The sequence below is a fragment of the Pontibacter sp. SGAir0037 genome (assembly GCF_005491705.1).
Taxonomy (GTDB): Bacteria; Bacteroidota; Bacteroidia; order Cytophagales; family Hymenobacteraceae; genus Pontibacter.
Window position 1 is genome coordinate 4,407,781 of sequence record NZ_CP028092.1, and the last position, 22,479, is coordinate 4,430,259.

Here is a 22,479-nt window from a genome sequence, read left to right on the forward strand (position 1 = left end):
CGTATCTGGGAGTAATTGGCTGCCTTGCTGTTCCTATACAACCTGAGCTTAAACAGGCTCTGGTATAGCATTGATCCGGGAGTAGCCCCAGACTATAAAGATGCTATAGTCTGGGGAGGGTTTGCATGTACTGGTGAAGGAGCAGTAGTAGGGTGTACGCTCATAGAAGCGTTGCCTGTGTTCGGGGAGCTAACTGTGTTTGTGAAAGCAAAGCCGAAGCAGCATAACATGGCAAATAAAAGAACAAGGATTTTCATGGTTTTATTTTGGACTAATGGTGTTGTAGAGATAAGGTGGTTTAAGGTTACTAAAACCTGGATGCAGAAATTTCTACCACGGGAAGCAGATTCGGGTAATCCTGGTAAGAAGCTAGTTCAAACCGATGGCTTACTGCTTTAACAGAGTCTGCTGTGTTTTTGAAGGCAGCGCCAAGGCAGATTACAAATGCGAGCAATAAAACAATAACTTTCATAGTTTTAGGGGTTTAGGTGTTATAAATTTTTGTTTCTATATCTTATAGATGGACTCAAAAAGCGAAAGGTTGCTTAGGCCACTATAATTATTTTTACTTCTGATTAGCTTATTACATTTTGTATGCCAATGTTGTAAGTTATTGATAATTAGTAAATTGACTCAAATTTTAAGGTCTGGTGATATGAGAAGCTGTCCGGCACCGTACACCTATCTGTTCGCTAGCGGACATACCTGATCCTTTAGCTACCACCAACTGAATTTAATAAGCAGGTACAGGTGCTGTAACTAAAATAAAAAAGCAGGTGTAGGTACTCCTGATGAGGTTTACATTTTCTAAATTTGATAAGCTGGGGGCGCCGCTACTGTTTGCAAGTGCAGTAGCCTTGTTTGTGCTGGAAAGAAAGTGGCAGCTTCGGAAGCGGGTTCGCCCGGAGGGAGAGCGACTGCTGCGTAATGGAGGCATTGCAGCTACGGCATTGCCAGCTCTCAGGCTTTTGCTCTTGCCAGGTATGTATGCAGCAGCGCATTGGTCGGGCAGGCATAAAGCAGGCCTGCTACACTGGTTTCGGCTTCCGGATTGGTTAAGGTATAGCTTCGGATTCTTCCTGATAGATTATAGTAGTTACCTCTGGCATGTGCTCCTGCATAAGTCTGACCTGCTGTGGCGTTTCCACAACGTACATCATATTGATCTGGACCTGGATTTATCTACCGCCTGGCGATTTCATGTAGGTGAAAATATAGCCTCTGTTCCTATTCGCGGCGGTATGGTGGCTTTATTGGGAGTGCCGGCAAAACTGGTGGTAGGGTATGAGGTGTTGTTCGAAGCATGTACAGCTTTTCACCATAGCAATATGCGCCTGCCTTTCGGGTTCGAGCGCTACTTGTGCCGGCTACTAGTAACACCACGTATGCATGGTATACATCACTCCATTGTAGCGCAGGAAACAAACAGTAATTTTTCCGTTGTGCTTTCTTGCTGGGACAAGCTGCACAACACACTGCGCCTGAATGTGCCTCAGGATGCTGTTACCATTGGTGTGCCAGCTTACCGTAATCCGCAGGAGCAAACGTTGCTAAAGTTACTTGCTTTGCCATTCGGGAAGCAGCATGGCTGGCAACTGCCGGATGGCTCTGTACCTGAACGGGAAACCTCAGCAGGGGACGAAGGCAAACTAAGCAGGTAGCTCAGTAAGCTAACCCTATAGGAGTAGCATGAGTATACAGTACGTCTTTTAAAAGCTGCACAATGAATATTACAATCAAAGGTAAACTGATAGCTCTGGGAGGGGGCGACGACGACGGACTTATCAAGCTGATCAAGTCGCAGCTATGTAGTCTGGAATCTCACATAGAAGTTATAGCCACGGCAACCCCATCTGCCTCTGATGCTGTAGATTCGGGCAATGCCTATAAAGATGCATTCGAAGAGCTGGGCTGTAGCAATGTTCGGTTTATGCGCATTGACGAAGAACATGAGGCCGACACACCCGATAACATAATGCGTATCAGTAAAGCCAATGTAATTTTCTTCACAGGTGGTGACCAGGTGCGTTTAGCTGAATTTCTGGAAGACAGCAGGTTGCTGGAGATCATGAAAAGACGTTTTATAGAAGAAGACATCATTATTTCAGGTACAAGTGCCGGAGCCGCGGTTATGTCTGATAAAATGATCTATGATGGCTATGGGCACTACTCTCTTATCAAAGGCGAAATGAAAACTACCTATGGCTTTGGCTTTATCAGCAATGTATATATAGATACCCATTTTGCAGAACGTGGGCGTTTCGGAAGATTAGCACACGCTGTTGCGCACGACTGTAACTATATTGGCATTGGACTGAGCGAGGAAACCGGAATTATCATAAAAGAGGGGGACCAGGTAGAGGTATTCGGCCCTGGCGTGGTAACCATTATAGATGCCAGTAACATCAAGTTTTCCAATACCAGGAAAGTAGAGGAGAATGAGCCAATAGCGGTAGAGCACCTGGTTATGCATTTGCTGGTGCAAGGCTACCGCTATTGCCTGAAAGAACATCTATTTCAGCCTGTTCTGGATGAGCAGAGCGAGGAGAATAATTTATCAGAAGCGGTTTAGGCTAGCTTAAAAGCAGGAAACTTACTTCCTGCTTTCCAGTTGTAAGTCTTTGTTGATGGCTACACCTGCTTTGGCTCCTTCGGCAGCGGCCACAATAACCATCTGCACATCGCGGGCCGCATCGCCAGCTACAAAAAGGCCTGGTATATTTGACTGCTGTAACCTGCGGGTTTTTATAACGCCTTTGCTGGTAAACTCACAGCCTAACTGGTTACCTAAGTCAGATTGTTGTGTAGAGCCTGTCGAAAAGAACATGGCCTGTTGTTCGTGCCGCTCCCCATTCTCAAGCACAATATACTGTAGCTTGCCATCTTCGCCTTCCAGGCGGGCAATCGGCTCTGTAATAACATGCACCTCATTTCTTTTTAGCAGTTCCCGGTCTGATCGGGTAAGGCCGTCCGTTCCGTCGGTATAGAGGGTTACACTTTCGCTCCAGGTTTTCATGCCCAAAGCTTGTCCTACTCCCTTGCGCTCTTTTCCGTAAACGGCAATGGCTTTATCCTGCGACTCCCAGCCATCGCAATAGGGGCAGTGGTGTACACTGGTTCCATAGAGGCTTTCCACACCCTCTATTTCAGGCAATATGTCTTTGAGGCCTGTAGCCAGCAATAGTTTTTTAGAATGGTAAACAGTTCCATCTTCATCGTTCACCACAAACTGGCCTTTGCTGTACGTGGCTGTTTCTATCTTCTTAAACTTGATTTCTACCTTGTATTTAGCTAATTCTGCTCTGCCTTTCTCTATAAAGTCCTTGGGGTTCATGCCATCGCTCGTCAGGAAGCCGTTCATATTTTTAGACCAGCGGTTACGAGGCTTGGCTGTATCAAAAACAACTATATTTCTTCTGCATCTCCCCAGTACCATAGCAGCATTTAAACCTGCGGGGCCTCCACCAATTATTATTACATCGTACATGACTGTGTCTTCATTAATTTCGAAGTACTTAACGTATGGGCGCTAAATAGGGTAGAGCTAAATAGTGAATTTTTATGTAGAGGTTACTTGCTGCAGCAATAGCGATAACAAAAGCAGGCTAAGTAAGGTGTAGAGTTCTATAGCGGAAACAAATTTGTGCTTTGGCGTATAAGGATTTCTTTTCGGGAGCATAAGCTGGCCTTTCAAAGAGATCTGGTTATGAATAGGGGTTTTAATTATTTGGTAATTCATTGATACAAAATGGATTATGTCCTGATGATTAATTTTTTCGACTCATTTGAAAAATTATTTGAAAAAGTGAGTACTCCCCCACGAAGTCGTATTAAATAATCTTTATATTTGTCGTTATAATACACTCTTAAAATTAAATGTCTCATTTTATGAAGCGCAAGATATTAGCCTTATTAGGTGGCACTCTTCTCTCGGGCATGGCTATGGCCGGAGGTTACCAAGTTAATTTGGCAGGCCAACGGCAGATAGGTATGGGCCATACTGGTACAGGTTTAGCACTAGATAATGCCAGTATATTTTTCAACCCGGGAGCTATGAGCCATCTGCGGGAGAATGGCGTAACGATTGGAGCAAGCGGCATTATTTCTAAAATTGCGTATCGTGGGGTAGAGCCAAGTGGCTATACCGCTATGACCGATAATCCTCTAGGTACTCCTTTTCAAGTTTATGGAACCTATGCAATAAACGATAAATTTAGTGCAGGACTTGGCGTTTACACTCCTTTTGGCAGCACTGTGAACTGGGGCAACGACTGGAACGGTCGCTTTGGTTTAACAGAACTATCGTTACAGGCTATTTTTGTGCAGCCTACAGTTAGTTATCAGATTACAGAGCAGTTAGGTATAGGTGTTGGTTTTGTGTATTCCTTTGGTGGAGTAAACCTGCAGCGTGCTATTCCGGTGCAAGATCAGCAGGGGAATTATGGAATGGCTGAGTTAGACGGGAGTGCCAGCGGTATAGGTTTCAATGCAGGTATTTACTTTAAACCATCCGAAAAGTTCTCTTTAGGTCTAAACTATCGCTCGAAGGTAGACATGGAAGTGAAAGACGGAGATGCTGATTTTACTGTTGCAACTGGCGTTCAGTCCCGTTTTCAGGATACTAAATTTTCAGCAACACTACCTTTGCCATCTACTTTAACATTGGGTATTGGCATAATGCCTACAGAAAAATTAACACTTGCTGTTGATATAAGCCGTGTTGGCTGGAGTGCTTATAAAAGCCTGCGCTTCGATTATGACGCTGACGTAAATGGTGCAAGCTTTTCAGAAAATGCGCGGAACTATAAAGATGCCTATATTTATCGCATAGGTGCTGAATACAATGTTACAGACGTTCTTGCTTTACGTGCGGGTGCTTACTTGGATAAAACACCGGTTGAAGCAGGTTATTTAACACCTGAAACTCCAGACGCTGATGCACGCGGGCTTTCTGCAGGTTTAGGTTATAAGGTTACAGGTAATCTATCTATAGATGCATCATTCCTTTACATTAATAAAAAAGAAAGAACAGACGAGGCAAACCTGTCTGGAGGTATAGCTGGTACTTACAAATCAGTTGCTTACATACCTGGTATCGGGGTTACCTACAATTTCTAATTTTACGGATAATATGAAAAAGTATTTCTATAAATCAAGTTTACTGGCACTTGTACTAGGTGCCTTTTTATCTAGTTGTGATCCTGAGATAGATACGCCAGCCTCTTCTGCAGGACAGGCAGATTTTTCTAAATATGTAGCTGTCGGAAATTCACTTACTGCTGGTTTTGCCGATAATGGTTTATACCGAGAAGGGCAGATAAACTCGTATCCGAATATTTTAGCGCAGCAATTTAAAGTAGTGGGTGGTGGAGATTTTACACAACCTCTTTTTACAGAAGCGCAGGCAAACGGCTCTGGCTATGTAAGGTTAACCGGGTTTAATCCGGATGGTACTCCTATTATAACGCCTGTTACTACAAACCTGGCGTATCGTGATAATAACAATCATCTAACCAAGTACCTAGAGCCAGTTCAAAACCTGGGAGTTCCTGGTATACGCATGTCTGATGTAACCACACCAGGGTATGGTAGTCTTGTAGGAAACCAATATTTCGAACGCATAACACCCGATGCCACGCCACTGCAGACTTATAGAGACAGAGTAGCTGCCAGCGATCCTACTTTCTTTACGATGTGGCTTGGTAACAACGATGTGCTTGGTTATGCTACCTCTGGTGGTGCGGGTGCTCAAATTACACAATCTGCTACGTTTCAAACAAGTTTGGATGCGATGATTTCAGCTCTTACCAGCGATAATAACACCAAAGGAGCTATCATTAATATTCCTGATGTAACTGCTGTGCCTTTCTTTACGGCTAAACCAACAGCACAGCTTATGCAGCTAGCTGCAGCTGCAGGTGCTAAACTATATGTAACAACAGGTACTGGCCAAGTAAGAGAAGCAACCGCATCTGATTATGTTCTTCTAACCTCTACAGTAGGTACACCAGAAAATGTAGGAGGAAACCCAGTGCCCCATGGCTTTTCTCAGTTCAATCCTCTGCGAAATAATGAAGTGCTGGATAATGCAGAAGTCGCTGCAGTTAGAACAGCCACTACCGATTTTAATGCTAAACTTGCTGCAGCTGCACAGGCCAAAGGGCTTGCATTAGTTGATATGAATACGTTCTTTACTTCCATTAAAGGTGGGTTTTCATTAAATGGAATAGCCTATAGTCCTGCTTTTATATCTGGTAATCTTTTTTCTCTAGATGGAGTTCACTTAACGCCTCGTGGGTATGCTATTGTCGCCAATGAAATTATAAAGAATATAAATAGACAATATAATTCAACTATACCAACAGTTGACGAAACAAATTACCGTGCTGTGCTTTTCCCGTAACCTATCTATAATTAAGTTGTAAAAACGAAAAGCCCCTCGCAAGAGGGGCTTTTCGTTTTTACAACTTAATTATCACAATTATCAATGCGCTTCGAGCCAGTTTTCTCCTACACCTAAACCTACTTCCATCGGCACGCTTAACTGCAGTGCGTTCGTCATCAGCTCTACAATTTTAGGAGTAACAATTTCCACCTCTTCTTTCGGGGCATCAAATAAAAGTTCGTCGTGCACCTGCAGAATCATGCGAGTTTGCAGTTTCTCCTGTTTCAGGTAGTCTCTTATATTGATCATGGCAATTTTAATGATATCTGCTGCCGTGCCCTGTATAGGTGCATTAATAGCGTTGCGTTCTGTAAATCCTCTGAGCGTAGCATTGCGCGAGTTAATGTCGCGCAGGTAGCGGCGGCGGCCCAGCAGCGTTTCCGCATACTCCTGCTCCCGGGCTTTTTGGATGGTAGTGTCCATATACTCTTTTACAGCCGGAAATTCAGCAAAGTAAGCCTCTATAATGTCGGCGGCCTCACGTCTTGGAATGTTTAAACGCTCAGCCAGGCCAAAGGCAGAAATGCCATAGATAATACCAAAGTTTACGGTTTTAGCTTTGCGGCGCATATCACTGTCTACCTGTTCCAGCGGTACATGAAATACCTTGCTGGCTGTAGAAGCATGTATATCGATGCCATTTTTAAAAGCTTCTTTCATGGTTGGATCACCGCTAAAGTCAGCCATAATGCGCAGCTCAATCTGAGAATAATCGGCAGAAATAAGCAGGTGCTTATTGTTTCGTGCCACAAAAGCCTTGCGGATCTCACGGCCACGCTCAGTGCGTATCGGAATGTTCTGCAGGTTCGGGTTAGTAGAACTCAAACGGCCGGTTGCAGCCACAGCCTGGTTAAAGGAAGTATGCACCCGGTTATCTGTAGCACAAACCAACTGGGGAAGCGCGTCTACATACGTAGATTTAAGTTTAGTGAGCTCTCGGTGGTCCAGTATCAGGTTCACGATTTCGTGCTCGCCTGCCAGTTTAGACAAAATTTCTTCCCCGGTAGCATATTGCCCGGTTTTGGTTTTCTTGATCTTCGCTTTGCCGTGTAGCTGTAGTTTATCAAACAGGATCTCACCCAGCTGTTTGGGAGAGCCTATATTAAACTGTTCGCCAGCTAGTTCGAATATGCGCCTCTCAATGTTATTAATCTCGCTTTCGAGTTGCGTGGAAATATCGGCTAGGGCATCAGCATCTATGCTAATCCCTTCTTTTTCAATGTCAGCTAATACCTGTACCAGCGGGTTTTCTACTTCGTTGAACAGTTTCAGAAGCCCCTGTTCTTTCAGCAGCGGCTCAAAGTACAGTTTCAGGCGAAGAGTAACATCGGCATCTTCACAGGCATAATCCTTTACTTCCTCCGGCTTCAGGTCGGCCATTGTTTTCTGGCTTTTGCCTTTTGGGCCGATCAGGTCTGTAATAGGTACCGGACTATAGTTCAGGTACGTTTCTGCGAGCACATCCATGTTGTGGCGCATTTCAGGCTCCAGCAGGTAGTGTGCCAGCATGGTATCGAAAATCGGTCCTTGTACTTCGATGTTATAGTTCTTCAGCACCAGGATGTCATACTTAATATTCTGACCGATTTTGGCTATGGTAGCGTTTTCCAGCACCTCCTTAAACTCAGCTGTTATTCGAAAAGCCTCCTCTTCGTTATCGTGTGGAACAGGTATATAGTAAGCTTCGCCCGGCCTGTAACAGAAAGACATGCCAACAAGCTTAGCTGTGATCGGATCGATGCTGGTGGTTTCGGTATCAAAGGATATTTCGTCCTGCTTTAGCAGGTACTTAACCAGGCTCTGGCGTAGTTCAGGTGTATCAACCAGGTGGTAGTTGTGCAGTGTATTGGCAATAGTAAGCAGTGGCTTTGCAGCAGCAGCAGCAGCAGCAGCAGTTTCGCCCGTTAAACTTTCAGCAGGGTCTTCTGTTGCGCCGAACAAGGAGGTCTGGCCGGCATCGCTTCCTTTTGCTCTACGGGCAGCAGGTTTGGCGGCAGGAGTCGCATCGGCCATATTTATTCCGAGTACGCGCTGCATCAGTTGCCTGAATTCAAGCTCAGCAAATAACTCGGCAAGTTGCTCTTCATTCGGTCCATCGTAATGAAGCTCGTTCTCGTTAAAGGCAATCGGAACATCACGATGGATAGTGGCCAGTTCTTTGGACAACAAACCTTGTTCAGCAAAATTAAGTACGTTTTCTTTTTGTTTTCCTTTCAGCTGATCGGCATTGGCAATAAGATTCTCTACAGAACCGAACCGTTGTATAAGCGATTTTGCCGTTTTTTCGCCTATACCTGGTATACCCGGAATATTATCGACGGCATCACCTTGTAAACCAAGAATATCTATTACCTGCTCCACACGCTCGATTTCCCATTTCTCCAGTACTTTCTGCACATCCAGTACTTCTACGGCATTGCCTAAAAAAGCAGGTTTATATAGGAATATGTGCTCCGTTACCATTTGGCAGTAGTCTTTATCAGGCGTCATCATGTATACATCAAAGCCTTCTTTTTCTGCTTTACAGGCCAATGTTCCAATAATGTCGTCTGCTTCGTAGCCATCCATAATCAGCACAGGTATATTAAAAGCCTCTACTATCTTCTTACAATATGGGATGGCAATGGAAATGTCTTCCGGTTGCGCTTGCCGGTTAGCTTTATAATCTGCAAAACTATCGTGGCGGAAAGTTTTGGCAGCAGAATCGAAGGCTACACCAATATGGGTAGGTTTCTCCTTCTGTAGCACCTCCACCAAGGTGTTGGTAAAGCCAAGTGCCGCACCTGTGTTCATGCCTTTGGAGTTGACACGCGGATTTTTGCTGAATGCAAAATGGGCGCGGTATATAAGTGCTAGGGCATCTAGCAAAAAAAGTTTCTTACGTGGTTCGCTCATGCGGCTAATTTAATCAATAATCAGAACTCTTGTTTTTAATAAAGGCAGTGGAATGTATAGTAACTATAGCAGATACAGACGAAATAGTTACAGCAGCAACCTTTCCGAATGATTATTTTTTAAGCTAAGCCATTGCAGATGTAAAAGTTAAGGAGCGGCATATGGTAGCTTTCGGTTAAAAAGAGATCAATATTATATAATTACACTATTTAAATTTTTATATTATTGATTTACAAATAGTTAATTGAATTAAACCGTTTCTACAAAGATGGTGCGTAATAGGTAGCTCAGACTAAGCAAAGGAATGGCTTAGATAGACATTAAATATTTTAGATAATAGAAACAAACTTAAAAAGCGATACTTATGAAAAAAGTAACTGTTTTAGCAGCAGCATTTGCAATTTTAGGTGCAGCATCTTTCGACGCAAGCGCGCAAGGTACAAAACAAACTACACAGAGAAGCCAGGCTACACAACAAAGCCAGTCAGGTCAGGAGCAGGATGGTAACAGAGAAAAGATTTCTGAAGATGAGCTTCCTCAGGCAGTAAAGCAAACATTGCAGGCTGATGCTTTTCAGGATTGGGAAGTAAGTGAAGTTTATAAGGTAAGCCCAATGGCACATGCCGGAACAACTACTGGCGGTGCATCAACAACAGGTGGAACTACTACCGGAACTACAACAAGCGGAACTACAACTGGAGGTGCTACTACTGGCACGACCTCAGGCACTACAAGCGGCACAACCTCAGGTACAACAACAACAGGTACCACTTCCGGAACTACAGCCGGTACCACTTCTGGTACTACTGCCGGAACAACAACAGGTACGACCACAGCCGGAACAACTACGGGAAGAACAACAAGTGGCACCACAGCTGGAACAACTACGGGTAGAACAACAAGTGGCACTACAGCCGGAACAACTACTGGCAGAACTACGAGCGGCACTACCTCCGGAACTACGACGGGTAGAACTACAAGCGGTACCACAACTGGCACCACTACCGGAACTACAAGTGGTACGACTTCTGGTACCACAACAGGAACTACCTCCGGCACCACAAGTGGTACAACTACAACAGGCACTACGAGTGGCACTACAGCAGGAACTACCTCTGGTACTACCACAGGAGGAACAAGTACTTCCGGAACAACAACAGGAGGCCAAACCAGCAGCTCTACTGTAGGAGATGCAGATATGGAAGGTACTGTTTATGAAGTGTTCTTCAGCAATGCAGAAGGTAAGCGTGCTGTTGCCCGTTTTAACGAAGACGGTACAATGGTAAGGCCAGACGCTTCTAACTAATAAAAGGTATTATCCGACATACCTGGAAAAGAGGGCGCCGATGTGGTGCCCTCTTTTTTTATATACCTGGTAGTATGGCTACAGGAACTGATCAGCATAAAAGCTTACTTGCCCAAAGCTGCCTTACTCTTAAAGTGTGAATGCGGGTATATTTTCTACAATGTGTAGAAAAATCGCTACACCTTAAGCGCATAGTTCTACACCCTCTTGAATTTGTTTATTTTATAAGTTATTGATAGCCAGATAATTTTAAGGACTTTGTGTTTATGGCACAGTTATCTCATATAAGCTGGTAATTAAATTTATAAACGAAACTTGTAAAAAATGATAATTATGAAAAAAGTAACTGTTCTTGCCGCCGCTATCGCATTCTTTGGTGTAACATCTTTCAGCGCCAATGCACAAAGTACACAAGCTAACACCCAACAAACTCAAACTGCTCAGTCGCAGGATAGCAACAGAGAAAAAATCTCTAAAGACCAATTGCCGGCTGCTGTACAGGAAACTCTAAAAGCAGAAGCTTATCAGGCCTGGGAAGTAAAAGATGTATACAAAGTAAAACCTGCGGAAGGAAGCGCTGAAACCGCCAAGGCAACTTACGAAATACAGTTTACCAATTCTGAAGATCAGCAGGCATTTGCCCGTTTTAACGAAGATGGAACTGTTATAACAGGTGAATAATAAGATATAACCTATCTGAATGGAAGGCTCTCCTCATAAGGAGAGCCTTTTTTGTTTTCAGCTTGTAGAAAGGGCTCTCAGAAAAATATGTGAAAAGCGATACCCTGTTTGTAAATTTGGGCGTTTAAGTCGGGAGATTAAACTATTGCTTTATACAGTAGTTTATATTCCGGATATGAAATATTACCCTTATGATGCCCCAGATTCTTGTAATTGACGATGATCCAACCTTTTGCCTGATGTTGAGCACATTTCTGAAAAGGCAGCAGTTTGTGGTGCAGACGGCACAATCGGCGGGCGAAGGGTTAAAATTAGCAAAATCAACCTCTTTCGACCTTGTTTTAACAGATTTCAGATTACCGGATAAAAACGGGCTGGAGCTCCTGAGCCAGCTTAAAATTGTTTCAGCAGAAATGCCTGTTATCCTGATGACACACTACGCTGATATCCGGACGGCTGTAAAAGCTATTAAGATGGGTGCGTTTGAGTATATCACCAAACCTATCAATCCGGACGAAACATTACTCACTATCCATAAAGCTTTAAAGCATAGAACTGCTAATGTGCATGAAGCAGCAGGTAGTGCAACTGCTGAAAGTTTCGGGTTTGTGCATGGCAGGAGTACACAGGCTGCTCAACTGGATGAGTATATTTCTTTGATTGCTCCTACCAATATGTCGGTTATTGTAGAAGGAGAGAGTGGTACAGGTAAGGAGTATGTATCCCAGAGTATACACCAGCACAGCAAACGGAAAGATAAGCCTTTTGTAGCCATAGACTGTGGTGCTCTGTCGAAGGAACTGGCAGGAAGTGAATTGTTTGGGTATGTGAAGGGTGCCTTTACAGGAGCCCTGGCCGATAAGCAGGGACAGTTTGAGGTAGCAAACGGCGGAACTCTGTTTCTGGATGAAATAGGTAATCTGCCCTATGAGATTCAGGTAAAGCTGCTACGTGCCCTGCAGGAGCGGGTAATCAGGAAAATAGGAGGTACAACCGATATAGAGGTAGATGTGCGGATAATTGCCGCTACCAACGAAGACCTGGTGCAGGCTGTAAGCCGTGGTGATTTTCGGGAGGATCTTTATCACCGCTTAAACGAATTCAAGATCAACATTTCGCCATTGCGGGATCGGCAGTTCGATATTCTCTTGTTTGCTGATCATTTTTTGCAGCAGGCTAACCATGAGCTGGAGCGTACCATCATCGGGTTCGATGCAGCCGTGATGAAGGCGCTGGAACAATACAACTGGCCTGGTAATTTACGCGAGTTGCGCAATGTGGTCAGAAGGGCGGTGCTACTAGCTAAGTCAGACGTGGTAACGTTAGATGGCTTGCCGTCTGAAATAGCCTGCTTTATACCAGAGCAGCCACAGCCTTTGGCTGTAACTGCACCAGGTGCAAGTATAGAAGATAAGCCGGAACCAATTGCCGGAACAGATTTAAAAAGTGCCGCTGAACGTAGCGAGAAAGAGCTAATCCTTCAGATGCTCGAAAAAGTAAAGTATAATAAAGCAAAGGCCGCCCGGCTTCTGAACATAGACAGGAAAACGCTTTACAACAAGCTAAAGCTTTATAATATTGAAGTGTGAGTGCTAAAAACCTGGTCTATACTTCCAACTCCCGGGCACTTAGCTGCTTTATCTCCTGCCTCAGGTTATCCAGCACAAGGGTTATACTTAGCTGCAAGTGCTTCACCAATTTTTCCAGCTGTGCTTTATCAGGAGTATTTTCCTGGTGCAGCAACTGTTCCAGTTTAAGGAGCGGATCGGCAATATGGTGTGCTTTCAGGTGCTTAAAGGCAGTCAGCATTTTATGAGCCACTATGCCAAGGCCTTGCCAGTTACCCTCATCAAACGCCTGTGCAAGCTTCTTCAGGTTCTGGTGATGATCTGTGACCAGTACTTCTAATATAGCGAGTAAGGCCTCCTGATCGTTTCCCGCGAAAAGCCGCATTTCTGTCAGGTCATATAAAGGAGGGGCTGCAGGAGTTTCCGTCTGCTTATTATGCTGCGGCTTTTGTGCATGCTGTTTCATCGGTTCAGTGCTTGCCTGGCTGATTGCCTTTGTGAGTGTATGCAGCAGCGCCTGCTCAGAAAAAGGTTTCAGGAGATAATCAGATATGCCGGTTTTAGCAAAGAAATTGCTGCTATTGCTCATGATATTGGCCGTAAGAGCAACAATAGGTATATGCGGGTTCTTTTTGCGAATTGCCCTTGCCAACGCTTTGCCGCTCATGCCCGGCAACTGAATGTCGGTAAGCACCAGGTCGAAGGCTTGTCTGCTCACAGCTTCCAGTGCCGCATAGCCATCTTCTGCCAAGGTAACAATTGCTCCCCAGCGTTGCAGTACCATTTCGCAGAGGTTACGGCTATAGGCGTCGTCGTCTATCACTAAGACCTGTTTGCTTTTTAGCGTCTCCTGGGCTTGGCGTACAGGTGCCTTAGAGGCTGAAGCAGCTATCCTGTTTCCTTTTCTCATTGAGAGGATCAAGGAAAAAGCAGAGCCTTTGCCCGGAGTACTTTGCAGGTATAAACCACCGTTTTGCATTTCAGCCAAGCGCTTACTAATGGCAAGGCCTAAGCCTGTGCCACCATATTGCCGGATGATGGAGCTGTCTGCCTGGTTAAACTCTCCGAATATATGCTCAACTTTCTCCGGCGGAATACCTATACCTGTATCTGAAACCACTATTTCTACGACCATAATGCCTCGGCGCTCAGATTTCAGGTGCGCCTGTATGCATACTTCCCCTTGGTGGGTAAACTTAATGGCATTATCAGCGAGATTAAAAAGTACCTGCTTCAGGCATACCGGATCGCCCTGAAGTGGCTGCTGTAGCTGCTCGCTCAGCTCTATACGAAAGCCTATGCCTTTACCCTTTGCTTTAAGCACAAAAGCTTGCTCCACTTCCTGTAAAAGTGTGGGCAGGCTGAATTCTGTTATCTGAACCTGAACCTTACCTGCCTCAAGCTTGGAAAGATCCAGCACATCGTTGGCTATATGGAGCAGGTGCTCACCAGCGTTATGAATGGCTTGCAGCTGTTCCTGCTGCTGTAGTTGCAAAGGAGAATTTTTTAGCTGCTCTGCATAACCCAGCACTGTATGAAGCGGTGTTCTGATTTCGTGGCTCATGTTTGCCAGAAAAGCCTCTTTTGTACGGGCAAGCTGTACAGCTTCTTTGCGTGCTCTGATAAGTTGTTTCTTATATAAATTACTTCGCGTGATGTCGCGCAGGATAAGCAGGATAAAAGCTATTCCGATCACCAGCCCAAACACACCAATGAGGAGAAGTGTTAGTGAGGTATTATGAGCAACCTTTTTAGCGTGGGCAGAATTAACTGCTGCTTGTTTGAGCTCGTGTTGCTCCAGCTTATAAATCATGGCCCTGATCTTGTCCATGATCTGCTTATCCTGTTGCAGCAAGGCCAGTTCCTGTTTAAGCAGCATACTTTCATTTCTGTTAGCTTTGCGCTGTACATCGTTTAAGATGCGCCTTACCTGGCCTAACTCGGCTACTTCTGTTGTGCTGGCTTTGCTGGAATCGACAGAAGTATTCTGCCGTACAGTAACCTGGGGAATGCTTTTTAAAGCTGGAGCTTCTTCCGGCTTGGGTTCTTCCGGTTTTTTAGAAAATATCCTGCTTAGCAGGCTGCGCCTGTTTTTTTCTTCTGCCTGTGGCTTCGTGTCTTCTGTGGCTGCTCTTTCAGATATTGTAGTGGTAGTACTCCGTTTAATAGTAGTAGCCTTAGGCGGGTTAACAGCAGAGGAGGCAATTTGCTGCATTACTTCACCTGAGTAGTTGTAGTCTCGGTGTTGCTTTTTTAAAGCAATGTATTGCTCAAGGCGCTGTTTCTTTGCTTGTAACAATGCTGAAACAGAGTCTACTTGCAGGCGCTCTGCCTGGGTGCGCGCAAAAAACAGGCGCAGCGAATCAATCTGGCAGTCTACAGTCTCCATGTTGCTCAGGTAAGCATCGAGGTGCTTATTATTGGTGGTGAGCGTATAGGCCCTGATCGAACTTTCTGCAGTTGCCATATCGGCAAGGGTATGCTGCAGCTTTACCAGCTTTACATTAGGCTGTGAAAGTATGCTAACTGAGTGAAGCAGCTGCGTAAAGCTGCTGTAAGTAAGGTGAAGGGCAACAACAATTACAGACAGGGCTAAGCTGAAGCCGGTAATTACCTTTGTTTTTGTTGTTACTTTTAAAGCAGGCATGCGGAGTAGTGGGTTTTAAGGCACCAGGTACCGGGTCACAAATGAGCGTATACAATCAATGTTGTCTCATTAATTCATATTCGTATAAGCTTTATGCTTCCTGTTAACATATAAAAGCTTTTGGTACATAACGTTGTGCCTTGCTAAATGATTGCAATTTGGCCATAGGCTTCTTAAAAGCGAAGAAGTAAGGCAGGCTATATCGGTTGTAATACAGCACACCTTACTTCTATAGTTAAAGCAGGTTAAGTAGTTTTTTACCAGCTGCTGCTGGCACCACCTCCACCAAAGGAGCCTCCTCCAAAGCCGCCGAAGCCGCCGCCTCCGCCGCCCCCAAACATGCCCCCGCCACTTCTGAAGGTGCCAAAGCCGCCGGGTACAATAACAGGGCCGCCAAAAGTACGGGCATAGCGCCTGCCGCCACGACCGCCGCCACCGCCCCTGCGCGATATGATAAACACAATCAGCATGATGATAATAATGATAAAGAAGATAGAAGGGCCTTCGCCTTCGCCCTCTCCTTGCTGCTGATTCGGATCTGCCTGGTATTCTCCGCTGGCTACACTAATTATAAAACTGGTCGCCTCGTCTAAGCCTTTATAGTATGCCTCCTGCTGAAAATTTGGCTTTAAGGTACGCTCCGTAATGCGTTTTGCTATGGCATCGGGCACGATATGCTCCATCCCATAGCCTGTCTGGATAGATACTTTGCGTTCAGCCATGGCAACAAGTATAACAATGCCGTTGTTGTTTGCCTTGCCACCTACTCCCCAACGCTGCCCCAGCTCTGCCGCATACTGATTCACGTCATAGCCGCCGATTGATTTCATGGTAACCACTGTTATTTGCGTAGAGGTGGTGTCGTTGTAGTTAACCAGCTTTTGCTCCAGTGCACTTCTTTCGTTGGCGCTTAAGATGCCGGCAAAGTCGTTAACCAGCTTCGGAGGGTTGGGCCTGGGCGGAAAATCATTGTTATTCTGAGCATATGCTACTATGCCGGCTAGTATAAAGTATAGGAATAGGATATGCTGCTTCATATTTATTTAGTCTCCAAAAGAGATTTCGTCACTTAATTCGTTCTGGTCTCCTTTATCATCGTAAGGGAAATGCGACTTAAGTTGTTCGCCTGCCATCAGGATGCCTTTTGAGAGCCCTTCTCCATAATGCCGTCGCTTAAAATGGTTGATAACCACTTCGGTGATGTCTTCCCAGAAGTGATCGGGAACAATGGCATTAATGCCCGCATCGCCTAAAACAGCAAACTGGTGATCTTCTATAGCAACATAAAACAGCACTCCGTTTCGCTGACTGGTCAGGTGCATGTGTAGTTCTGCAAAGACTTCGGTAGCCCTGTCAAGTACATCACCTTTGCAGTTGCTTTCGATGTGCACACGTATTTCTCCCGATGTTTTTGTCTCTGCCTCTTGTATGGCCTTTATGATGAGCCGTTCATCGGCTTCCGAAATGGTGTCTTTAGGCATAAATGTTGTGTTTTTAATTTTTTGATGATTGCCCTAAAACAAAGTTAAGGCAGGCACAGATGCTGCCTCAAACGTAAACAATCAGCAATTAAAACTGTACCGTAGGAGCTCTCTGTGCGTCTGCGTCTGCCTGAAAGTGCCCTTTACGCTCGAAGCCGTAGATACCGGCCATAATATTGTTGGGGAAAGAGCGCACCGTGGTATTATAATCCTGCACGGCATTATTGAAGTTTCGCCGCTCTACGGCAATGCGGTTTTCGGTACCTTCCAGCTGAGCCTGTAGCTCCAGGAAGTTCTGGTTTGCCTTCAGCTCCGGGTACTGCTCTACACTTACCAGCAACCTGCTGAGGGAGCTGCCAAGCTCGTTCTGAGCCTGCTGGAAACGCTGTATATTTTCAGGCGTAAGATCATCTCCGCTTAACTGTACACTGGTAGCTTTCGATCTTGCTTCAATTACACGTGTTAAGGTTTCCTGCTCAAAATTAGCAGCACCTTTTACTGTATTTACCAAGTTTGGAACCAGGTCGGCTCGGCGCTGGTAAGCATTCTGCACGTTTGCCCATGCCGCCTCCACTGTTTCGTCTTTCTGAACCATGGTATTATACCCGCAGGAAGATTGGGAAGCCAGAATTACAAAACCGATGAGATATAAAAGTGCTTTTTTCATTTTCTTGACGCTATTAAGTAGATAATATAAAGTGATTTGAGTACGAAATTACTGGTCCTTCGTTTTAATGCTAACGAATACATGAAAAAAATAGCATATAAACATCAGTGCTTTGCCCTGGCTGCGTATAGCGTTCTGCTGTGAAAGGTGAAATCTTTAGGCCTGGGTTTCGGTAACTGCAGAGGCAAGCTATTAGAATTACTATAAGTAAATTTGCTTCGTGATATTATTTTTTAAGTAATTTAGAATCCATATTCAATTTATTGTAACAAAAGTATAGTATATGAAAGCAGTTATACCCGTTGCAGGAGTAGGCTCAAAGCTTCGCCCGCACACGCACACGCAGCCGAAGTCGCTGGTGCCTGTGGCTGATAATACTATACTGGGGCATATAGTAGAGAAGCTGATACAAGCTGGTATAGAAGATTTTGTTTTTATAATCGGGTATATGGGGGAGAAGATAGAGCGCTACATCCGCACCAAATATCCGCAGCTGAAAGTAGAGTTTGTCGTGCAGGAACCGCGTGAGGGCTTAGGCCATGCTTTGTGGGTGGCACGCGATACATATAAAGACGAAGACAGCATCCTGATTATGCTGGGCGATGCTATTGTAGACGTAGACCTGCAGGCAATTATTGAGGCTCCGCATTCTGTTCTGGGTGTAAAGAAAGTATCCAAGCCTTCGCTGTTTGGTGTTTCAGAAGTAGGCACAGACGAGTTTATTGTCAGGCTGGTGGAAAAGCCGATTATTCCCAAATCCAACTTTGCCCTTGTGGGACTTTATAAGATCATACAGCCCCGCAAACTGGTGGAGTCTCTGGATTATATTATCAAAGAAGATATCCGAACGCAGCAGGAGTACCACCTGACTGACGCGCTGATGCACATGATCCGGAACGGTGAAAAAATGACAACCTGGGCTGTGGACCATTGGTTTGACTGTGGGAAAAAGGAAACCTTGCTGGAGGCCAATGCCACACTGTTAAGCAGGCCGCAGTTCAGGGAGCGCGACTACAGCCAACAGTATCCCGGCAATATTATTATACCTCCGGTAAGTATAGGCGATAACTGCACCATCACGAATTCCATTATAGGACCTAATGTAGCTATAGGAGATAATACTTCTATTTATCGCTCTACCTTAAGCAATTCCATTATAGGCACCTACTCCGAACTGCGCTATGCCCTGATGCACGACTCCATTATAGGCAGCGATGCTTCTTTTAAAGGCCTTAGCCATAGCCTAAACATCGGCGACAGCACCGAGATAAACTTCGGGCAGTAGCAGTTTAGGACACAGGATTCAAGACACAGGACGCAGGATAAGGTAGCAGCAGACCTTCTGCCTGCACAGTTTCACGTGAATCAGGAAATTTACGAACACTCTCTGTGGCACATGATAATTCCCGCGCCACTTAAAATTGGGGGAGAAGAGAAAGTCTTATGTCCTGTGTCTGACATCTTGTGTCCCTTACAAAAACGGCAGTTCATTCAGCTGGTCTTTCAGCCAACCTGTAAGGCTATAGCGGTGGCGGGTAGCTGGCAGTACCTCGTGTGGTAGTAGATTGCTTCTGAAGCAGGCCAGGCGACCTGCTACAGGCAGTACATCAATTTCCTCCTCCGAGCCGTCTACCTTCGGAAGGTACAGGCGCAGGTTGCCGCCATGCTCAGGCAGCCAGTCCTCGTTCAGGTACAGGATGCACGACAACTGGCGGTGATCATTTGTCTGAAACTGATCTATGTGGCGCTTGTATACAGTGCCTGGCGGGTAAACCGTGAAATGGAATTCGTAATCTTTTAAGCCCAGGTAGCAGGTGCGGTTAATGTAGCGCATCAACTCATCCATACGATTCAGGAACACACGCGTGGGTGGTAATGCCTGCGACGGCTCAATCCAGCGGATATAATCGCCACGCACCTGCTTGTCTACCTGGTACTGATCAGAAGCACCTATGCCGGCTTTCTTGAATGTACCCTGCTCCTGGTGGTGGTTCAGAACCGCCAGAAGGTCCCTGATCTGCTGTTTACTTATAAAATTGTCTATTATAGCATATCCGTCTTCCGACAACTTGTCGGCTAATAGCTCAAATTGTTGCAGATGTTCTTCTAACTCCTCCATCGTAGTTTTCCTCTAAAAACGCTTCTCTTTCACCTTCCAAAAAAGCCGCTAAATGTACAAACTATACCTTAACCTGCAAGTGGTATACGAGGCGGCCGGATAAAAATATTTTGCTGATTTAAATGTTTAGAAGCAGCCCCTCAAAGCAAGCCTGTTCTTTCTCCGGAAAACACACGTGAAGAATCTATAACTGCATCTTTAAAATGGTGTTACAACTATCTCCTGGCGGCGTGGCAACCACTACGTTTAAAATTTTGCTATCTTGGAAAGTTCTATTCTAAAACGTAAACCCTAGAGGAGGCGTAGCCTTATGAAAAAGACAACTACAATTTTGCTTGCCGGCAGCCTGCTAGTTGCATCGGCATGTAAATCAACACAAACAGACTCTACCGCCACAGGCATGAATACAGAAACATTACAAACACAGGCATCGACACCAGGCACACCAGCACTAACTTATCCTGATACAAAAAAAGTAAATCACACAGATGATTATTTCGGTACGAAGGTAGCCGACCCGTATCGCTGGCAGGAAACCCACGACGACGAACTGGACCAGTGGATAGCAGAAGAAAATAAAGTAACGCAGACATACTTCAGCAGTATTCCTTTCCGCGATAAAATTAAAGATCGCCTGACCCAAATCTGGAATTACCCTAAATATGGTGCTCCTTTTAAGAAGGGCGGAAAGTATTACTTCTATAAAAATGACGGACTGCAAAACCAAAGCGTACTTTATGTGCAGGAATCGCTGGAGGCAGAGCCAAAGGTTTTTCTGGACCCGAATAAGTTTTCCGAAGACGGCACTGTAGCACTTACGTCGCTGGCTTTCTCGAAAGACGCAACTTATGCAGTATATGGTACCTCCAGCGGGGGCTCCGACTGGAACACATTTTATGTTCTGGATGTAGCCACAGGAAAGAAACTCGACGACCAGGTGGACTGGGTAAAGTTTTCAGGTGCTTCCTGGTATAAGAACGGCTTCTTCTACAGCCGTTACGATGCGCCCACCGAAGGAAACAAGCTGGCAAATAAAAATGAATTTCATAAGGTATACTACCACAAAATAGGGACACCGCAAAGCCAGGACCAGCTGGTATACGAGGATAAAGAGCATGCGCTACGCAATTTTTACGGTGGCACTACAGACGATGAGCGTTTTCTGGTGTTATATGCTTCGGAAGGAGCCAGCGGTGCCAATGCTTTATACTACAAAGATCTGGCAGATGCCAAATCAACTATCAAACCTATAGTTACCAATTTTGAGTCGGAGTATAGTGTGGTAGACAATGTGGGCGACAAGCTGCTGGTGCATACCAATAAAAATGCGCCACGTTACCGCCTGGTGCTCATAGACCCTAAAAAGCCGCAGGAACAGCACTGGCAGGTTGTAATTCCTGAATCTGAAAACGTAATGACGGGAGCCTCGTTGGTTAGTGGCAGAATTATAACCACCTATATGAAAGATGCGGCCAGCGAAGTGTTGGTGTTTGATACCAAAGGCAAGCAGCTAAGCAAGGTAGAGCTGCCTGCTATAGGTACAGTAGGTGGCTTTAGTGGGGAGAAAGAGGATAAGGAAGTGTTTTTCACCTTTACCTCCTTTACCTATCCTGCCACTATTTACCGTTACGATGTGCCGAATAACAAAGTAACACTGTTCCGCAAAGCAGAAGTAAATGTGGATACCGATGCATGCGAAACCAAACAGATTTTTTATACCTCTAAAGATGGCACCCAAGTGCCTATGTTTATTGTGCACAAAAAAGGGCTGCAACTGAATGGCAATAACCCGACCTACCTATATGCCTACGGCGGCTTTAATGTGTCTATGACGCCAGGCTTTAGCATTGCCAATATGCTTTGGCTGGAGAATGGTGGTGTATACGCTATGCCGAACCTGCGTGGCGGTGGTGAGTACGGTGAAGAGTGGCACAAAGCAGGCATGACACCGAACAAGCAGAACGTATTCGACGACTTTATAGCAGCTGCCGAGTACCTGATAAAAGAAGGATATACCTCAAGCGAAAAGTTAGCAGTTTCAGGTGGTTCTAACGGAGGATTACTGGTTGGAGCCTTTATGACACAACGCCCCAAACTGGCAAAAGTGGCCATCCCTGCAGTTGGTGTAATGGATATGCTGCGCTTCCATAAGTTTACAATTGGCTGGGCTTGGGTGCCTGAATATGGTTCATCAGACAATGAAGCACAGTTTAAAAACCTGTACGCTTTCTCGCCGCTGCATAATATTAAAGAAGGCGTAAAATATCCGGCAACCCTGGTTAAAACTGCCGATCACGACGACCGGGTAGTACCTGCACACTCTTTTAAATTCATAGCAGAACTGCAGGATAAAGGAGCGCCCGGGAACCCATACCTGATCAGGATAGATGTACGGGCAGGACACGGTGCCGGAAAGCCAACTTCGCTGGTAATACAGGAATGGGCAGATACCTGGTCTTTCATTTACCATAACATGGGTGTTAACCCTTATCTGAACCAGTAAAACCAGTTTTTTTAGTATAATTTTGCCTGCGCCAAGCTTTTGTGTAGTGGCGCAGGCTTTTTTTATGTTGTTAACCAATGTAGTTTGTTGGCGCTGAAGATATTGTTAAATATCAATAGTGTTGTAACAGCTTTAATTACCTATATTTATTACTAAATTCAGAATAA

17 protein-coding genes are annotated in these 22,479 nt (G+C 45.1%); 10 read left to right on the forward strand and 7 right to left on the reverse strand.

Going from position 1 to position 22,479, the window contains the following annotated elements; genetic code table 11:
- The first annotated feature begins 24 nt into the window (after positions 1-24).
- From C1N53_RS18250 to C1N53_RS18260, 3 genes are all read left to right on the forward strand, one after another.
- Positions 25-399 (forward strand): hypothetical protein, encoded by a 375-nt coding sequence (locus C1N53_RS18250; RefSeq protein ID WP_137760682.1) that lies wholly within the window; start codon positions 25-27, stop codon positions 397-399.
- Positions 400-791: 392 nt separating this feature from the next.
- Complete coding sequence (locus C1N53_RS18255; protein WP_137760683.1) at positions 792-1,661, forward strand: sterol desaturase family protein; 870 nt, start codon at positions 792-794, stop codon at positions 1,659-1,661.
- Positions 1,662-1,723: 62 nt separating this feature from the next.
- Positions 1,724-2,572: a cyanophycinase gene (locus C1N53_RS18260; RefSeq protein ID WP_137760684.1), complete on the forward strand. Its 849-nt coding sequence runs from the start codon at positions 1,724-1,726 to the stop codon at positions 2,570-2,572.
- Positions 2,573-2,593: 21 nt separating this feature from the next.
- Here C1N53_RS18260 and C1N53_RS18265 read toward each other — a convergent pair whose 3' ends face one another.
- A complete protein-coding gene (locus C1N53_RS18265; RefSeq protein ID WP_137760685.1) occupies positions 2,594-3,487 on the reverse strand; it encodes an NAD(P)/FAD-dependent oxidoreductase in 894 nt (297 codons plus the stop codon).
- Between the two features lie 401 nt (positions 3,488-3,888).
- Here C1N53_RS18265 and C1N53_RS18270 point away from each other — a divergent pair, with 401 nt between their 5' ends.
- Together C1N53_RS18270 and C1N53_RS18275 are read left to right on the forward strand one after the other, a co-directional pair.
- A complete protein-coding gene (locus C1N53_RS18270) occupies positions 3,889-5,118 on the forward strand; it encodes an OmpP1/FadL family transporter (protein WP_137760686.1) in 1,230 nt (409 codons plus the stop codon).
- A gap of 13 nt (positions 5,119-5,131) precedes the next feature.
- The gene (locus tag C1N53_RS18275) at positions 5,132-6,403 is read left to right on the forward strand and encodes an SGNH/GDSL hydrolase family protein (protein ID WP_137760687.1); all 1,272 of its coding nucleotides are present in this window, start codon (positions 5,132-5,134) and stop codon (positions 6,401-6,403) included.
- Between the two features lie 81 nt (positions 6,404-6,484).
- Here the strand turns inward: C1N53_RS18275 and polA are convergent, their stop codons facing one another.
- Positions 6,485-9,340 carry a DNA polymerase I gene (gene polA / locus C1N53_RS18280; RefSeq protein WP_137760688.1) on the reverse strand — a complete coding sequence of 952 codons (2,856 nt, stop codon included), beginning with the start codon at positions 9,338-9,340 and terminating at the stop codon, positions 6,485-6,487.
- 364 nt (positions 9,341-9,704) lie between these two features.
- On the opposite strand from polA, the gene C1N53_RS22705 reads away from it, so the two are divergent.
- The 3 genes from C1N53_RS22705 to C1N53_RS18295 all read left to right on the forward strand — a co-directional run bounded on the left by C1N53_RS22705 (position 9,705) and on the right by C1N53_RS18295 (position 12,916).
- Positions 9,705-10,646: a hypothetical protein gene (locus tag C1N53_RS22705; protein WP_206077584.1), complete on the forward strand. Its 942-nt coding sequence runs from the start codon at positions 9,705-9,707 to the stop codon at positions 10,644-10,646.
- Positions 10,647-10,979: 333 nt separating this feature from the next.
- Positions 10,980-11,327: a hypothetical protein gene (locus C1N53_RS18290; protein WP_137760689.1), complete on the forward strand. Its 348-nt coding sequence runs from the start codon at positions 10,980-10,982 to the stop codon at positions 11,325-11,327.
- A gap of 194 nt (positions 11,328-11,521) precedes the next feature.
- Positions 11,522-12,916 (forward strand): sigma-54 dependent transcriptional regulator, encoded by a 1,395-nt coding sequence (locus tag C1N53_RS18295; RefSeq protein ID WP_137761556.1) that lies wholly within the window; start codon positions 11,522-11,524, stop codon positions 12,914-12,916.
- A gap of 16 nt (positions 12,917-12,932) precedes the next feature.
- Here the strand turns inward: C1N53_RS18295 and C1N53_RS18300 are convergent, their stop codons facing one another.
- The 4 genes from C1N53_RS18300 to C1N53_RS18315 all read right to left on the reverse strand — a co-directional run bounded on the left by C1N53_RS18300 (position 12,933) and on the right by C1N53_RS18315 (position 17,690).
- Positions 12,933-15,542: an ATP-binding protein gene (locus tag C1N53_RS18300; RefSeq protein WP_137760690.1), complete on the reverse strand. Its 2,610-nt coding sequence runs from the start codon at positions 15,540-15,542 to the stop codon at positions 12,933-12,935.
- Between the two features lie 257 nt (positions 15,543-15,799).
- Positions 15,800-16,579 carry a YgcG family protein gene (locus tag C1N53_RS18305; protein ID WP_137760691.1) on the reverse strand — a complete coding sequence of 260 codons (780 nt, stop codon included), beginning with the start codon at positions 16,577-16,579 and terminating at the stop codon, positions 15,800-15,802.
- Positions 16,580-16,585: 6 nt separating this feature from the next.
- The gene (locus tag C1N53_RS18310; protein WP_137760692.1) at positions 16,586-17,023 is read right to left on the reverse strand and encodes a TPM domain-containing protein; all 438 of its coding nucleotides are present in this window, start codon (positions 17,021-17,023) and stop codon (positions 16,586-16,588) included.
- A gap of 88 nt (positions 17,024-17,111) precedes the next feature.
- Positions 17,112-17,690, reverse strand: a complete 579-nt coding sequence (locus C1N53_RS18315) for a LemA family protein (protein WP_137760693.1) — start codon at positions 17,688-17,690, stop codon at positions 17,112-17,114.
- Between the two features lie 283 nt (positions 17,691-17,973).
- Here C1N53_RS18315 and C1N53_RS18320 point away from each other — a divergent pair, with 283 nt between their 5' ends.
- Positions 17,974-18,975: a sugar phosphate nucleotidyltransferase gene (locus tag C1N53_RS18320; RefSeq protein WP_137760694.1), complete on the forward strand. Its 1,002-nt coding sequence runs from the start codon at positions 17,974-17,976 to the stop codon at positions 18,973-18,975.
- A 186-nt stretch (positions 18,976-19,161) separates the two neighbouring features.
- Here C1N53_RS18320 and C1N53_RS18325 read toward each other — a convergent pair whose 3' ends face one another.
- Positions 19,162-19,809, reverse strand: a complete 648-nt coding sequence (locus tag C1N53_RS18325; protein WP_137760695.1) for a 2OG-Fe(II) oxygenase — start codon at positions 19,807-19,809, stop codon at positions 19,162-19,164.
- Between the two features lie 310 nt (positions 19,810-20,119).
- On the opposite strand from C1N53_RS18325, the gene C1N53_RS18330 reads away from it, so the two are divergent.
- Positions 20,120-22,312, forward strand: a complete 2,193-nt coding sequence (locus tag C1N53_RS18330; RefSeq protein WP_137760696.1) for a prolyl oligopeptidase family protein — start codon at positions 20,120-20,122, stop codon at positions 22,310-22,312.
- Positions 22,313-22,479 lie beyond the last annotated feature (167 nt).

What these genes read in the sequence shown, in the direction of transcription:
- C1N53_RS18255 (WP_137760683.1), top strand. Translation starts at nt 792, where the DNA reads ATGAGGTTTACATTTTCTAAATTTGATAAGCTGGGGGCGCCGCTACTG.
- C1N53_RS18260 (WP_137760684.1), top strand. Translation starts at nt 1,724, where the DNA reads ATGAATATTACAATCAAAGGTAAACTGATAGCTCTGGGAGGGGGCGAC.
- C1N53_RS18265 (WP_137760685.1), bottom strand. Translation starts at nt 3,487, where the DNA reads ATGTACGATGTAATAATAATTGGTGGAGGCCCCGCAGGTTTAAATGCT.
- C1N53_RS18270 (WP_137760686.1), top strand. Translation starts at nt 3,889, where the DNA reads ATGAAGCGCAAGATATTAGCCTTATTAGGTGGCACTCTTCTCTCGGGC.
- C1N53_RS18275 (WP_137760687.1), top strand. Translation starts at nt 5,132, where the DNA reads ATGAAAAAGTATTTCTATAAATCAAGTTTACTGGCACTTGTACTAGGT.
- polA (WP_137760688.1), bottom strand. Translation starts at nt 9,340, where the DNA reads ATGAGCGAACCACGTAAGAAACTTTTTTTGCTAGATGCCCTAGCACTT.
- C1N53_RS22705 (WP_206077584.1), top strand. Translation starts at nt 9,705, where the DNA reads ATGAAAAAAGTAACTGTTTTAGCAGCAGCATTTGCAATTTTAGGTGCA.
- C1N53_RS18290 (WP_137760689.1), top strand. Translation starts at nt 10,980, where the DNA reads ATGAAAAAAGTAACTGTTCTTGCCGCCGCTATCGCATTCTTTGGTGTA.
- C1N53_RS18295 (WP_137761556.1), top strand. Translation starts at nt 11,522, where the DNA reads ATGCCCCAGATTCTTGTAATTGACGATGATCCAACCTTTTGCCTGATG.
- C1N53_RS18300 (WP_137760690.1), bottom strand. Translation starts at nt 15,542, where the DNA reads ATGCCTGCTTTAAAAGTAACAACAAAAACAAAGGTAATTACCGGCTTC.
- C1N53_RS18305 (WP_137760691.1), bottom strand. Translation starts at nt 16,579, where the DNA reads ATGAAGCAGCATATCCTATTCCTATACTTTATACTAGCCGGCATAGTA.
- C1N53_RS18310 (WP_137760692.1), bottom strand. Translation starts at nt 17,023, where the DNA reads ATGCCTAAAGACACCATTTCGGAAGCCGATGAACGGCTCATCATAAAG.
- C1N53_RS18315 (WP_137760693.1), bottom strand. Translation starts at nt 17,690, where the DNA reads ATGAAAAAAGCACTTTTATATCTCATCGGTTTTGTAATTCTGGCTTCC.
- C1N53_RS18320 (WP_137760694.1), top strand. Translation starts at nt 17,974, where the DNA reads ATGAAAGCAGTTATACCCGTTGCAGGAGTAGGCTCAAAGCTTCGCCCG.
- C1N53_RS18325 (WP_137760695.1), bottom strand. Translation starts at nt 19,809, where the DNA reads ATGGAGGAGTTAGAAGAACATCTGCAACAATTTGAGCTATTAGCCGAC.
- C1N53_RS18330 (WP_137760696.1), top strand. Translation starts at nt 20,120, where the DNA reads ATGAAAAAGACAACTACAATTTTGCTTGCCGGCAGCCTGCTAGTTGCA.